12 protein-coding genes are annotated in these 14,294 nt (G+C 63.2%); 8 read left to right on the top strand and 4 right to left on the bottom strand.

Features of this window, described 5'->3' with window-relative positions:
* The first annotated feature begins 243 nt into the window (after nucleotides 1-243).
* The 6 genes from ACRYLT_RS09460 (at nucleotide 244) to ACRYLT_RS09435 (ending at nucleotide 8,544) form a co-directional block, all read left to right on the top strand.
* Nucleotides 244-4,311, top strand: coding sequence for a HigA family addiction module antitoxin (locus tag ACRYLT_RS09460; RefSeq protein ID WP_482663840.1), 4,068 nt, complete (start codon nucleotides 244-246; stop codon nucleotides 4,309-4,311).
* Between the two features lie 423 nt (nucleotides 4,312-4,734).
* Nucleotides 4,735-5,067 (top strand): hypothetical protein, encoded by a 333-nt coding sequence (locus ACRYLT_RS09455; RefSeq protein WP_482663839.1) that lies wholly within the window; start codon nucleotides 4,735-4,737, stop codon nucleotides 5,065-5,067.
* A 348-nt stretch (nucleotides 5,068-5,415) separates the two neighbouring features.
* Nucleotides 5,416-5,793, top strand: a complete 378-nt coding sequence (locus ACRYLT_RS09450) for a hypothetical protein (protein WP_482663838.1) — start codon at nucleotides 5,416-5,418, stop codon at nucleotides 5,791-5,793.
* Nucleotides 5,794-5,851: 58 nt separating this feature from the next.
* On the top strand, nucleotides 5,852-6,217 hold the full coding sequence (locus ACRYLT_RS09445; RefSeq protein ID WP_482663837.1) for a hypothetical protein: 366 nt from the start codon (nucleotides 5,852-5,854) through the stop codon (nucleotides 6,215-6,217).
* Nucleotides 6,218-6,802: 585 nt separating this feature from the next.
* On the top strand, nucleotides 6,803-7,234 hold the full coding sequence (locus ACRYLT_RS09440) for a DUF2231 domain-containing protein (RefSeq protein WP_482663836.1): 432 nt from the start codon (nucleotides 6,803-6,805) through the stop codon (nucleotides 7,232-7,234).
* A complete protein-coding gene (locus ACRYLT_RS09435; protein WP_482663835.1) occupies nucleotides 7,231-8,544 on the top strand; it encodes a PQQ-dependent sugar dehydrogenase in 1,314 nt (437 codons plus the stop codon). Before ACRYLT_RS09440 ends, ACRYLT_RS09435 begins: the two co-directional genes overlap by 4 nt.
* 92 nt (nucleotides 8,545-8,636) lie before the next feature.
* On the opposite strand, the gene ACRYLT_RS09430 is transcribed toward ACRYLT_RS09435, so the two are convergent.
* The 4 genes from ACRYLT_RS09430 to ACRYLT_RS09415 form a co-directional block, all read right to left on the bottom strand.
* A complete protein-coding gene (locus ACRYLT_RS09430) occupies nucleotides 8,637-9,089 on the bottom strand; it encodes a hypothetical protein (RefSeq protein ID WP_482663834.1) in 453 nt (150 codons plus the stop codon).
* 2 nt (nucleotides 9,090-9,091) lie between these two features.
* Nucleotides 9,092-9,391 carry a hypothetical protein gene (locus ACRYLT_RS09425; RefSeq protein WP_482663833.1) on the bottom strand — a complete coding sequence of 100 codons (300 nt, stop codon included), beginning with the start codon at nucleotides 9,389-9,391 and terminating at the stop codon, nucleotides 9,092-9,094.
* 149 nt (nucleotides 9,392-9,540) lie between these two features.
* The gene (locus ACRYLT_RS09420; protein ID WP_482663832.1) at nucleotides 9,541-9,987 is read right to left on the bottom strand and encodes a hypothetical protein; all 447 of its coding nucleotides are present in this window, start codon (nucleotides 9,985-9,987) and stop codon (nucleotides 9,541-9,543) included.
* 356 nt (nucleotides 9,988-10,343) lie between these two features.
* On the bottom strand, nucleotides 10,344-11,798 hold the full coding sequence (locus ACRYLT_RS09415; RefSeq protein WP_482663831.1) for a phospholipase D-like domain-containing protein: 1,455 nt from the start codon (nucleotides 11,796-11,798) through the stop codon (nucleotides 10,344-10,346).
* 161 nt (nucleotides 11,799-11,959) lie between these two features.
* Between ACRYLT_RS09415 and ACRYLT_RS09410 the strand changes: the two genes are divergently transcribed.
* Together ACRYLT_RS09410 and ACRYLT_RS09405 are read left to right on the top strand one after the other, a co-directional pair.
* Nucleotides 11,960-12,544 carry a DUF4142 domain-containing protein gene (locus tag ACRYLT_RS09410; RefSeq protein WP_482663830.1) on the top strand — a complete coding sequence of 195 codons (585 nt, stop codon included), beginning with the start codon at nucleotides 11,960-11,962 and terminating at the stop codon, nucleotides 12,542-12,544.
* 111 nt (nucleotides 12,545-12,655) lie between these two features.
* Nucleotides 12,656-14,257, top strand: a complete 1,602-nt coding sequence (locus ACRYLT_RS09405; protein WP_482663829.1) for a L,D-transpeptidase family protein — start codon at nucleotides 12,656-12,658, stop codon at nucleotides 14,255-14,257.
* Nucleotides 14,258-14,294 lie beyond the last annotated feature (37 nt).

Here is a 14,294-nt window from a genome sequence, read left to right as displayed (position 1 = left end):
CGACCGCAACTGCCGTTTCGGTCACGACCGGATCTGGCCGCGAGCCGACTGTCAGCTTTCGAATGTCGCAGTGGGCAAAGCGGACATCGCGTGCCCGCTGATATGGGAGTTGGAACTTGAAGTGCGCCGACGGTGACCGGCAGCCGATTTTCCCGACAACGCTGAAGCACCACAACCTTACGAACTGTATCGTGTAAGGCTACACTTTCTGTTCAGCGCCGATGACCGGTGCTATGAACGGGGGTGAGCACCGAACCCCAGCATCCTGGCGCCTATGTGCGCGAACAAGTCCTCGCCCCGAAGGGTTTAGAGGTGGCGAAGGCTGCCGAGCAGATCGGCGTCAGTCGACCAACCTTGTCGAACTTCCTTAATGGCAAAGCCGACCTTTCGCCGGAGATGGCGGCAAGACTGGAAATGGCATTTGGAGTCCCCGCAAGACGGCTACTGGACCTGCAAAGCGCGTGGGATGCGGTCCGGGCTAAAAGGCCCAAGCTCAAGCCCACCATAAGATCATACGTGCCGCCGTTCCTTCAAATCAAAGCGAAGCGGATCGAAGATTGGTCGGCGTCGGGCATCGCCCCACGCCAGCGGCTATCGGTTCTCCTGCGAACTTTGGTGAATTCGACCGGAGTTGGCCTCACCAAGGTCGATTTCCCAGGCAATGATGAAAGTGAGCGCGCTGGATGGGACGGCCACGTAACTGCAACCCAGGCGACCCCTTGGATCCCTGAAGGCGACTCCGGTTGGGAGTTCGGTGTCAATCAAGACGCGAAGAAGAAGGCCGACGGAGATTTCGCGAAGAGCGTTCAGGCGACCGAAGAGGCGCAACGGAGGCGGACCACGTTCATCTTCGTCACGCCGCGCAGCTGGCCCGGCAAAGCAGCCTGGGTGAAGGAGCGTAAGTCCGAAAAGCTTTGGAAGGACGTCAGAGTCTATGATGCGAGCGATTTGGAGCAGTGGCTCGAGCAGTCCATTGCAGGTCAGACGTGGTTTGCGGGTGAGACAGGGCAGTATGCCCAAGGCTCAATTTCGCTCGACGAGGCATGGAAGATTTGGACTGCGGATTGCGAGCCCGCTCTCGCCCCCAACCTGTTCGCAGAGGCGGTTGAAGGACACCGGAATACTCTAAAGAAGGCACTCACGTCTGAGCAGCCGAAGCCAGTAATAATCTCGGCGGACTCGCGGGACGAAGCACTTGCGTTCCTCAGTAGCGCGCTTGCGGCGGATGATGCCGAACTCGGGGTCTACCGGGATCGCGTGATGGTGTTCCGTGAGCCTGGGACGCTGAGCAGGCTCGCGGCCGAGGTCTCGAACTTTATACCGGTCATTACGTCGCGCGAAGTCGAGAAGGAGTTCGCTCCGTTTCGTGCGTCAATGCCTTCCTTTATCGTCTATCCGCGCAACGCGACGACATCAGTGCCCGACATCGATCTCGAAACCCTAAGCTCTGAATCGTTCAGGAAAGCACTCAGAGCAATGGGACTCGACGAGGACCGAACCAGCCAATTGGAGCGGGAAACCGGCCGTTCTCCCACGGTGCTTCGTCGACGGCTTTCCCGATTGCCCGCTATCCAAACTCCGGATTGGGCATCGGACAAGGCAATTGCCACCAGCCTCATCCCCTTCCTCTTCGCGGGGGCTTGGAAGGCAGACAACAACGCAGACCGGGCAATCTTGGAGTTCCTGGCGGGTGATTTCGCGTTCGATGAACTAGAGCGCCGGCTCGCAGGGCTTCTTCCAATCGACAGCGCGCCGGTCTGGTCGACAGGATCGTTCCGAGGCATTGTCTCCAAGATCGACCTCCTTTTCGCCATCAAAGATGCGATCCAAACCGCCGATTTGCAGCGGTTCTTTGACGTGGCAGAGTTGGTGCTGTCGGAAGATGATCCTTCACTAGAGTTGCCTGAGGATCAGCAATGGGCTGCCAGCATCTACGGAAAGACGAGAGAGATTTCAGGCGCGTTGCGAGAAGGCTTGGCTGAGAGCCTGGTTCTCCTGGCCGTGCATGGACCAAGCCTGTTCAAGCCGCGCTTGAACTTCGATACGGCCGTCCATGCAAGCCTGATGGTGCGCCAACTGCTCTCGCCGCTCACGACCAGAACTCTGGAATCCCAATCCGACAACCTGCCCCTCTACGCTGAGGCGGCCCCCGAGACGTTTCTTTCTATCATCGAAGCTGATCTCGCCACTCCTGACCCCCAAACACTGGGTCTGATGCGTCCGATTGGTGACGTTACGTTCGGTCGTGCGCCTCGCACGGGGCTGCTTTGGGCACTGGAAAATCTCGCCTGGTCGGAGGAGCTGTTCATGCGCACGGTCCTCGTGCTGGGCCGCCTTGCTGAGCAAGCAATCGACGACAATCTCGTCAACAAGCCGACAGGCAGCCTATCTTCCATTTTCCGCTCTTGGATGCCGCAGACCAGCGTAAATCTGGAACAACGCGAAGCGGCTCTTGCCAAGCTGGCTGAGAAACATCCGGCGGTTGCATGGCACGTCTGTGTGGAGCAGTTCGCCGCTGATTCCGGCATTGGCCACTACAGCCACAAACCGCGGTGGCGACCAGACGGCCACGGCCACGGCAACCCGGTGAATAACTTTGAGCGCAATGAGTTTGCGCTGTTCGCGTTCCGCCTCTCGCTAAATTGGCCCCACCACACTCGCACCACGATCGGCGATCTTGTTTCCAATCTCAGCGGGCTCGAGGAATCGCTGAAGCTGGAGGTCTGGGACGTTGTCGATGCCTGGATCGAAACTGCGTCCGAGGAGGATCGAGCTTGGCTGCGTGAGAGAATCCGCGTCTCAGCTTTCAGTCGCCGCGCTGTCAAGCGCCGCGGCGAACGTTCAAAAGACCAGTCCGACGAGAGGGCTCAACAAGCCTTCGACCGCCTTGAGCCGCGCGACCCAGTTCTTCGCAACGAGTGGCTGTTCAGGCAGTCATGGGTTGAGGAGTCCACCGTCGAGATTGCAGATGAGGATCTCGACTATAGAAAACGCAAAGAGCGAATTGCTAAGCTCCGCGAGGCCGCGATCCGCGAGGTATATGAAGCGGGAGGAGTGGACTCCGTCATGCAGCTCGCGGAAATGGGCCAGGCCAGTCACAATGTTGGCTGGTCCTTGGCGAAGGTTTTGGGTAAGCCGCAAGCCATCGCAACGGCAATCCTCGCCGCGGCCTCAAGCGGCGCCCAGAGCGGCGTGCGGTCGTCGGTGATTATGGGGGCATTCGCGGCAAGCGATGACGACACCGCTTCGATCTTGCATCTAGTCATAGAGGGTTACACGCTCGGAGATCTGGTCCCTCTATTGGTCTTGGCCCCCTTTGCGCGTCCCACTTGGGAAATTGTCGAAAAGCTCGGAGAACAGGTCAGCGAGCGCTATTGGAAGGAAATCCACCCGGGCTGGAATAGGGATGACGAGGATCTTGCATATGCCGTCACGCGTCTGCTCCAAGCTGGCCGTCCTCGGGCTGCATTCCAGTTCGCCCATTTCGACCTCAAGGTCCTTTCGCCGCGGACGGTGTTCGACATGCTTGTCGACATTACTCGGTCAGAAGAGCCGCCCAAAACCTACATGCTGGAACCGCACCACATTCGTGAGGCCTTTCGCCTCCTGAATGAGAGCGGGCAGTTCTCGACTGATGAGATGTCCGGGCTAGGGTTCCAGTATATCGATGTGTTTCATCGGGACGAAGGCAGTCTCGTCAACCTCGAGCGGCGGATTGAGACCCAGCCCGAATTGTTCGTCCAGGCAGTCGCTTTCGCGTTCAAGCGTAATGACGATGCCGAGGATCCGGTGGAGCTCCAGGCAGCGGATGAGGAACACCACTCTAACCGGGCAATGGCAGCTTACAAGTTGTTGCAGAACGTGTCGCGCGTTCCGGGCACCGAGGATGATGGTTCAATCAACCCGCAGAAGTTGCTCACCTGGATTGAACAAGTTCGCGAGGGATGCGCGGGATTGGCGCGGACAACGATGGGGGACCAATCTATCGGAAAGCTCCTTTCGAATGCGCCAGCGGCGGAAGATGGCGTATGGCCCTGCCTTCCTGTCCGTGACGTTCTGGAGCAGGTGCTGAACCAGCAGATCGAAAGCGGGCTCCACGTCGCGCTCTTCAACTCGCGTGGTGCTCATTTCCGTGGCGAAGGGGGCGGAGCAGAACGCGAGCTCGCAGCCCGATATGGCGGCTGGGCAAAGGCCATGGAGTATACTCATCCCCGACTGGCAGCGGTTCTGCGCGGGATGGAAAAGTCATACCTCCGCGACGCGGAACGCGAGGACAATGACGCTCGGATCGCTAGACGCATGAGATTCTGACGATGGGCAACCTCTACACTACACGAAAGAGCCCGGTCGAGGTGATTGCCCGTGTAGGCTCCAATCCCAAAGACACGATCCGTTATGGAGCGCTTCCTGTGCCGAACAAACTCGGTTCGTCACATCCTCGAGCTGCCCTCGCAGTTCCGGATCATCTGAGCGAACGGCCGCTTAAGCCACTGGCGCGCCCTTCTTCCATTGGCCAGGATGGGTTCCTAGAGAATGGCTGAACCTGGCCAGAAGCAGACTCGCTGCTTTCGATAGCGCGGGGCGGCAAAGTGGACATAGCCGTGCTGAGCTGCTGTACGACCGCTAACCTCGATCCGAAGCAGTCTCTAAACGATGTTCGCGTGATTCGAAGCTCGCGCGCCCCTCGGACCGGCGGTGTGCCACGTGGCACACCCATCCGGCATTGAACGCGCGATGCCTCATGCCTACATAGATGACGGCCTTCATGGCTTAGAGGTGCTGGGGGGTTCAACTCCCGCAGGCTGGCTGATTATTGGTGCCCTCTTTTTGGCTCTGGCTCTTCGCTTCGCGAGCGTCATTCTCATGGAGGGATTGCCTATGATTACACGTTCAAAATCTCGCGCTCGCAAGGCGCACAAGGTCAAGAACACCAACCTGAACCCAGTAACTAACGTGATGAAGCTCTGTTCTGTTTCTTTTGAAACCGTCTGGGCACTGATCGTTGGCTGGTCTGCTGGTGCGGCCGGCCCCGGACCATCGGCGCAGTTGCGCCAGCGTCACCAGTAGGGGGCGGAAGAGCGATCTTCCGCCTCTTGCTTTTAGGCTCCTGTGTGCGCTGGAAGACGGGTCGCCTGGGCGATACAAAGGTCTGATGAATGACCGAGCGCCCTTGATCGTCTTTCTCGACAGAAACGTCTTCATACAGGGGCGCGCGCTCAAAGATCAGTCCTGGGAGGAGCTCGGCCGAGACGACATCGACGTCATGCTTTCCGGGCCAGTGATCCGCGAGCTTGATCGGCTGAAAAATCGGCTGGGCAGGGTCGGGAAGGTTGCCCGCTCCGTCAGCACGAAGGTGCGCGAACTGGTGGCGACCATGGCGCGAGCGGAACTGATTCGCGAACCGAGCCTCGGGTTGTGCTTCGTCTCGCCCCCGGCACGCCGAACCAGGCGAAGGTGCGTGAGGAAATTGATCCTTCCGATGACGACCAAGCCATCATCAATCAAGCTCTTGCGAGCCTCGGTGGGGGAGCTGATGTCCTGCTCCTGACAGATGATAGTTTCGCGGCGGCGATGACTTCGGAGCATTTCGGGCTGCCGGTACAAATGCTGCCAGCTCACTGGCTGAAAGATCCGGAGGCAGACGACAGCGCGAAGGAGCTTGCCCGCAAGGACGCCGAAATTGCACAGCTGCAGGCAGCAGAGCCGATGCTTCAGCTTCGCTTCATTGATCAATCGGGCACCACCCGCTCCGGATCGAATTCGAAGATAGCGAGTGTCTGCCGCTCGCAGTAACACTCGTAGGTAATTTTGAACGACGGCTCGCGCAGATTAGCAGCAAGAGGATATAGAAATGGATACCTTCAACGCTGGAGTTCAATACAACGATTTCAAGGGGACCGTCGCTGCGGACATCTCAGACAATGTCGCACTTGGCGATCATCTGGTGTCCCTGGGAAAAGCCGAGAAGGACGAGCGCGTCGTTGGATTCAGAATCACGTCCGGCGAGAACCGCGGCACGCCCGTGACCGACGTGTCGCTGGTCGCATATCTCCTTCGAACTGCTGACTTTGAGCCAGCTCCGGCTGAGGTGCGTGCGGTAGAGGTGCGTGTTACGCCAGGCCAAGCTCTCGCGTTCTTCAAGCGCTTCGACCTCGTAGCGACGCGGCGCGGCGTGGATTTCAGCAGCACCCACGTAGATGGCCCTCATTACGACTAAGCATCATCGAGCAGTACCATCGCCAGTGCCCACCGGCTGAGCCTTTCGGCCGCTGGATCTGCATTAGTCGCCAGGGCGCCGCCCGGCCTTATCCCCTATCGCCGTATTGGTGCCGAGGCAGGAATAGGGTGACAAGCTGAATGTCCGCTAGTGGCTTTTCCCATCCGGCCGATCTATGAATGGCTACTCAATGAAACCCAAGTAGAACATCGTAACCACCTAAACGCCATCGCCACAGCACCAGAGGGAGCTTCGCAAAGCCAACGACCGCTTTGAGCCCTTTGACGAGGATGGCTCATGCTGCCAACGGACGGCTGCTTTCGGGGAGATCGTCCCTAGCCTAGAACGTCTGGCTATGGCGCAGAGCTGACGTCGACGTGAAGCCGCTAACCAGCGCTCCAGGAAACGTCTGCCGATTCGGATCTTCGAAGAAGCTCCCTCACATGCCCTCACCGGCCGCCTGTTCGCGAGGCTGTTCGGGAACCCTTGCGCCCTTTTTTGCATTTGCCTGTCGTCGAGCCGGTTGAACCGGCAGCCTGATTTCGCGGCCGTGCACCGGCCGCCCTTGCGGGAAGGAGACGAGCCTTGGCGCACAGCGGGACGTGGAGCCGTTCGCAAAGACTCCACCCCGTTCCGGCCGTGCTGATCGCCGGGACGATTCCCCTGTTCCTGGGGGCGCTGCTCAGCGACTGGGCCTATTCGGCCAGCTACCAGATCCAGTGGACCAACTTCGCCTCCTGGCTGATCGCCGGAGGAATAATCTTCACCGGCTTCGCCTTGCTGTGGTCGCTGGTCGACGCGCTTCGGGCGGATGTCGCCGCGCGCCGCCGCCGCTGGCTTCTCGTCGCCCTGCTCCTCGTCACCTTGCTGCTCGGCATCGGCAATGCGCTGGTCCATGCCAAGGATGGCTGGGCGGCGATGCCCGAAGGCCTCATCCTGTCGGTGATCGTCTTCCTTCTCGCCTTCGCCGCGACCTGGGTCGGCTTTTCCGGCTGGCGTTCGGGAGCGGACGAATGAGCCTCCGGCGCCGGATCTTCGGGGCGGGGATCGCCACGGCCTTGCTGTCCGCCTGCGGCGGCGATCCCGAAGTCGTTCAGCACGGCCCCAATCCGGATCTGCCCCAGCCCAGCCGCGGACTGCTTCCGAGCATGGCGATCGCCGAGCCGGGCGAATGGGGTGACAGGCGGCCGGCCGTCCCGGAAGGCTATTCGATCAGCGCCATCGCCACCGATCTGCGCATCCCGCGCCAGACCCTGGTGCTTCCCAATGGCGACATCCTGGTCGCCGAAGGACGGGGCGGCGGCGCTCCGATCCTGACTCCGAAGGACCTGATCGCCGGCTATTTCAAGAAAAAGGGCACCACTTCGGTCAGCGGCGGCGATCGCCTGACCCTGCTTCGCGATTCCGACGGCGACGGCACCTATGAAGGGCGGGCCGTCTTCGCCGAAAATCTCAACGCGCCCTACGGTCTCGCTCTGGCCGGCAACCAGCTGTTCGTCGCCAACCAGGACGCTCTGGTCCGGTTCGACTATCGGCCGGGCCAGATCCGAGCGAGCGGCCCGCCGGTCACCGTGACTCCGCTGCCTTCGGCGATCAACCATCACTGGACCAAGGCTCTGACCGCCTCGGCCGACGGCCGCTTCCTTTATGTCGGTATCGGATCGAACAGCAATGTCGGCGAGCGCGGAATGGAGGTCGAGGAAAACCGGGCGATGATCTGGCAGGTCGATGCCCGGACCGGCGCCTCGCGTCCGTTCGCGACCGGGCTTCGCAATCCCACCGCTCTGGCCGTCCAGCCCGGCAGCGGAACGCTCTGGGCGGTGGTGAACGAACGCGACGAGCTCGGCCCCAATCTCGTCCCCGATTATCTCACCTCGGTTCGTGAAGGCGCCTTCTACGGCTGGCCTTATGCTTATTGGGGACCGAACGTGGACCCCAGGGTCCGGCCGGCCGATCCGGAAAAGGTCCGGGCGACGATCCGACCCGATTACGCGCTCCAGTCCCATACGGCGCCGCTCGGCCTCGCCTTTTCGGGCCCGGCGATGGGATCGCGTTTCGCGGAGGGCGTCTTTGTCGGAATGCATGGCAGCTGGAACCGCAATCGCCCGGTCGGCTACAAGGTCGTGTTCGTTCCGTTCCGGGGCGGTCGGCCTTCGGGGCCGCCAATCGATTTCGTGACCGGTTTCCAGGCGGACGGGCGGACGATGGGTCGGCCGGTCGGCGTCACCGTCGATCCGCGCGGCGCCCTGATCGTCGCCGACGACCTGTCCAACACGATCTGGCGCGTGGTTCCGAACGATAGAGCGCCGCCAGGCGCCCGGCGTTGATTGCCGGGGCGGCGGCGGCTTCGAAGATAGGGAAAACAGGATCGTCGCCGGCGCGGCTCTGGCCGCGGCCGGCGACGTCGCTTGGGCCTGGCTTAGCGGGGGCCCTGCCCCTGCTGGCGGGTGCTGCTGGTGACGGTTTCACGGACCGGCCGCTCGCCCCGTTCCTTGTACATGGACGAAGTGCGCGATCGAACGACCTGGCCATTGCGGACGATCGTGTGGGTGCGCGATCGCGCCCGTTCGTCCTCGTCGCGGGCAGTCGCGGTCGAATGCTGCATCGCCCGGCGATGGTTGGTCTGGGCCCGGGTCCGGGTCGCGGCGGTGCCGCCGTCCCGAGCCTCGGCATCGGCGCAGCCCGAAACGGTCATGCTGGTGCCATCGGTCGAGCCCTGGCCGCAGGTGCTCGCCGAAACGTCGGTTCCGGTCACGCCGCCGCTGGTGCCGGTGGTGATCGGCTGCTGCTGGGCCGCAGCGGGAAGCGCCAGCCCAAGGGCGGCAAGGCCGATCGCGGAGGTCAGTGCCCCCTTCTTCAGATAAGCAGACATCATCATTCTCCTGTGTCGGCACGTTCGTCGATGACGATCGTGCAACCATTTTCGTCCCTTGTGGTGGTGACGGTCCGTCCCTCTGAATCCGTGTAGGACGAGGTCGCCCGAGCATTTGCGTCGCCATTCCCCGAGCTCGAGGACGAGCTCGACGAGGACACGCTCACCGAGGACCGGGACGAACCTTGGGACCGGGCAGCGGCCGAGGCCGCGGACGAACGCCCGTCCACCGAAACCGAGATCCCGGCATTGGCCGGTCCGCGAGTGCGCACTTCGCGCCCGTCGGCGAGGATTCGAACCATCTCACACTCCGTTTGAGGCAGCCCTGTGCCCGCGGACGAAGCCGTGGCGGCAAGGCAGAGGGAAATCAGGCCGATCCGGGCAATCATGGGACTCGCTCCTCGATGGCGGTGGGTGCGGCCTCCCTCCGGAGGCCGCACCGCCCTTCCGATTAGCAGCGACGGGTCGGTTCCCGAGCGACGGCGCTCGAATTGCCGTAAGCGTCGGCCTGCGAGCCGGTGCGATCGGTCGAGCTGTAGACCTCGCCTTCCGAGCTGCTCCTCACCGTTCCGGAGCCGGCAGCCGTTCCGTTTGTGTTGATCGCGGCACTGCCCCGACGGCGATCGGTATAGACGGCGCCGGACGTCGAGGTCGAAACGCTTCCGGGCACGCACAGCTCGCGCTGCGCATTCATTCCGCGGCGGTTGCGGTCGCGGCGCTGTTCGGCGCGGCTGGCGGCGATTCCGCCGGCGGCGGCTCCATCCGGTCCGGCAACGGCTACGCCACCCGAAGCGCTGGTCGAGGACGCTCGGTCCCGATTGCGCGGGGGATCGGCGAAGGCGGTGCCGCCGAGAACGAGACAGGCCGCAAGGGCGGTGGCTGTGAGCTTGAGTTTCATGGCTTTACTCCATTACTGTGGAAATCAGCGGCCGCATTTCCGGCGACCGCACAGGTAAAAACCCGGAGTCGTCCCAAGTCGTTCCTGCCCTCTACTTTGGGCTTTACTCGGCTTCTAAAGCCTGCGTTCATCAACTATTCACGGGTCCTGGACTCACCATTGCTCAATATTTCGGCCCCTTTCCTCGATCGTTCCGCATTCGACATTATTACGCTGGCGCATCTTGGGCGGGGTTGGCGACCATAATCAATGGCCGGTGAGACGCTCCCGAAATGCGCCAGGAGGAAGGTCAGCGGGGCGAAGTCTCGGCGCCAAGCCCACCATCGGGCCCGATGATCGGGCGGCCGAGCCTCGGATCAGCCGGTCGGCCTGCGCCAGCGCCATCGCCGTCGCCGGGCGATCTGCTCATAGGGTGGAGCGCCCTCGGCGCCGGGATCGAGATAGCCTTGCTGCGCCAGCAGGTCGGCCGCGGCGCCGGGCGCTTCGGGAACATGGGGGCGGAGCGATCGGCCGGAGGTTCGAAGCCGTTCGATCGCCTCGATCATCGACGGCGCACCGGCGAGATCGCCCGGGGTGCAGCCAAGATGCTCCGCCATGAGGTCGAGCCTGATTCCGGCAATGAGCGGCCGGACATCCGTCTTCCGGCACAGCCGGGCGTCGATCGTCACGTCGCATTCGCTGTCGAGCCCCAGCGAGCGGTTGTTCATGTTGGACGAGCCGACCCGAAGCACTTCATCGTCGACGATCATCAGCTTGGCATGGACATAGATCGCCTCGCCCCCGGCCGTGAAGGGATGATAGATGCGGAAGCGCTTCCGGTGATCGGCCTTGGCGATCAGGGCAATCATCTGCGCCCGCGCCGTGTCCATCGCCACCTGCTCGAGCCACCCGTCGGCCTTTTCGGGCATGACGAGCACGAATTCCGGCGGATCGGCTTCCTGCATCCGGCGGACGATCGCTTCGGTGACGACACGCGAGGCGAAATATTGGTTCTCGGCATAGATGAAGCGCCGGGCCGAGGCGATCAGGTCGACGAAAAGCGCTTCATTCTCGCGCAGTTCGCTGCACCCGGCATGTTCGGACCGGGTGCGCGATATCGCCACCGGCACATGTTCGAAGGTGGCGCGAAGCCGGCTCGGCCACCGATCTCCGGGATCCGTGACGACGGGCAGCGTCTTGCCCGTCGCCCGCTTCCAGCGATCGCGCCCGAGCTCGGCCAGCGCCCTGGCGACCGGCCCGGTCAGCGCCATGGTGACGTCGTGCCACGGCCCATAGGATTTGCCGCCGGGCCGCTTCCGCCGCGGATCCGCGTCTCGATGCTCGCGCGTGTCCCACCGGTCCGAGGTCATGTCGATTCCGCCGCAAAAGGCGAGGCTGTCGTCGATCACCACCAGCTTCTGGTGATGGCTGGCGCCGACCGGATGAGCGCCGTCGAGCTTCATCTCGATATTGCGCCGCCTGATCCAGCGAAGCACCGACAGGAGCATCCTCCCCCTGCCGAGGATCTTCAACGCTCCGAGATTCCATTTCAGGATGTGGATCTTGAGCTCCGGCCGGTCCCTGGCGAGCTGGAGAATGAACCGACCGAGGCTCGTCGAACTCCTCCCGCCGGGCCCGTCCAGGCAGATCCGGGTGTCGAAGTCCCAGCCGATCATCAGCACCTGTCGGCGAGCGCTTCGAAGCGCTTCCTGCACCGCTGCGAAATAGTCGGCGGCGTCGACGATCAGCGCCGCCCGATCCGCCTCCTCGATCCGCCAGCAATTGCGCCCCGTCTCCAGGACGGACGGCAGCGCCTTGTCGAACTGGTCCATCTGCGATCCCACCAAACCCGACCAACGTCGAACTCGCCGGGTCGTTGCGGACCTTCATCATGCCTCTGCGGGCGCCGAACTTCGCGCCTGACCGTCACGTCTGCGGAACATCTGCGGCGTCCAAGCATATCTGCAGCGCGGGGAAGAACAGGGAGACCGTCATGAAGCAATTGTTCATCGCACTCAGCGCCGCCGCACTCGTTGCGGGATGTGCGACCCGGGATTCCGCTCCGGAACCGGCGACCGCCGCAGCTCTCGATCCGACTTCGCCGCTCAGCGCTCCTGGCTACATGGCCATGGCGGCGAGCAGCGACATGTTCGAAATCGAATCCAGCCGGCTCGCTCTGCAAAGATCCAGCAATCCGGCCGTCCAGTCGTTCGCGCAGATGATGATCAACGATCATACGCGCACCAGCAACGAGATGATGGCTCTGGCCCAGACGCTCGGAATGGCGCCTCCGCCCAGGACGATGATGCCGCACCACCGCCAGATGCTCGACCGGCTCGTCGCCGCGACTCCGGCCAATTTCGACAGCGCCTACCGGAACGAGCAGCTGATGGCGCACCAGGAAGCGCTGACCCTGCACGGCAATTATGCCTCGCAGGGCGATCGCCCGGAGCTTCGCGCCTTTGCCTCGCGCGTCGTGCCGGCGATCCAGATGCATTATCAGCAGGCCCAGTCGCTTCCGACCTCGACGATGCCGCCGCCGCAGCAGCAGCCGGCGCGCAGCGGCGAGCGCGGCTGAGGAAAGGCGTGAACAGGCGCCGCCGTCGCGGATGCGCGGCGCCTCCCCTTCGGGAACGCCCGGCGCTGGTCCTCGTTGTTCCAGTGGCGTCGATCCGGCGCCGGGTCTGTCATGGTGAGTCGAAGCGACGTGCGATCGCAATCTTCCGAACATCCGAAAACGCGCATTCGATCAGGCCGGCTGTCCTGGCTTGCGGCGGCGCTGGTCCTTGTCGCCGCTCCGGTCGAGGCGCAGGTGCAGATGGATCCCGTCCAGGCCGCCCTTCAGGACGTGGGCGGAGATCGCGAGATCCGGCAATTCTACCGAAGCCGGCTTTACCGGCCGCTCTGGATCCGCGACGGCCGGATCGGGCCTGAAGCCCGGGCGCTTCTCGAACTCTTCGAAACGGCCGAAGCCGACGGCCTCGATCCACGCGACTACCGGCCGGGCGAGATCGCCCGCGCTTTCGAGTCGGCACAGGACGGCTCGCCCCGCGCCCTCGCCAGGGCCGAGATGCTGCTTTCGCGAATGTTCGTGTCCTACGTCCGCGACGTTCGGCGGACTCGCGATGTCGGCATGGTCTATGCCGACCCTTCGCTTCGTCCGGAGGTGCCGAAACGAAGCCAGGTGCTGATCGAAGCGGCCGCGACTCCGTCGCTTGGCCGCTATGTCGAAAGCATGGGCTGGATGAATCCGATTTACGCCCGGATTCGCGACGCGCTCGCCGCAAGCCTGGACGAGCCCGATCGGGACGAGGGCATCCCCGTCCCCGCCGGCCCGGCGCTCCGCCTCGGCTCCGAGGGCCTTCGGGTGCGACTGCTCCGGGCCCGGCTCGGGCTCGACCCGGAGGGCGGTTTCGACGGCGAACTGGACGATGCGGTTCGCCGCTTCCAGGAAGCGCGCGGACTTCCCGTCGACGGCATTGCCGGTTCCCGGACGATCGCGGCTTTGAACGGCAACGGCGCCACGGCCGCCGGCGATCCGCGATTGCTTCGGCTCAACCTGGAACGGGCCCGGGCTTTGCCCGCCAATCTCGGGCGGCGCTACATTCTGGTCGACGCCGCCGCCGCGCGGCTCTGGCTCTACGAGGACGGTCAGGTCCAGGATTCGATGCGGGTGGTGGTCGGCGAACCCAACCAGCCGACTCCGATGATGGCCGGCCGGGTCCGCTATCTCACTCTCAACCCTTATTGGAACGTCCCCCCCGACCTCGTCCAGAGGAGCGTCGCGCCATCCATCCTTCGCGAGGGCCGGGCCTATTTCGACCGGCGGCGCTTCGAATTGCTTTCCGGCTGGACCGACGATTCCGTCCGGCTGGACTTTGAGGATGTCGACTGGGCCGCCGTCGCTGCGGGCCGGAGCGAAGTCCGGGTCCGCCAGCTTCCGGGACCGGGAAATGCGATGGGCGCGATGAAGTTCATGTTCCCGAACGATCTCGGAATCTATCTTCACGACACGCCCGAACGAAACCTGATGCGGGAGGAGTTGCGGCAGTTCAGCGCCGGCTGCGTCCGACTGGAAGATGCGCCTCGGCTTGCCCGCTGGCTGTTCGGCCGGACGGTTCGCCCGCGTTCGAGCGAACCGGAACAGCAGCTCGATCTCCCCTCCCCGGTGCCGATCTACATCACCTACCTGACGGCGGTGCCGGAAAACGGACGGATCGTCTATCGTCCGGACGTCTACCGCCGCGATTCGGCGCAGCTGGCGCAGCTCGAAAGTCGAAGCCGCCGGTAGGGCGCCGGGCAGCGAACCGGGGCGCGAAGAGCCGATC

Source organism: Sphingosinicella sp. SM1-17, assembly GCF_056821765.1.
This window is presented reverse-complemented; position numbering and strand designations above follow the sequence as displayed.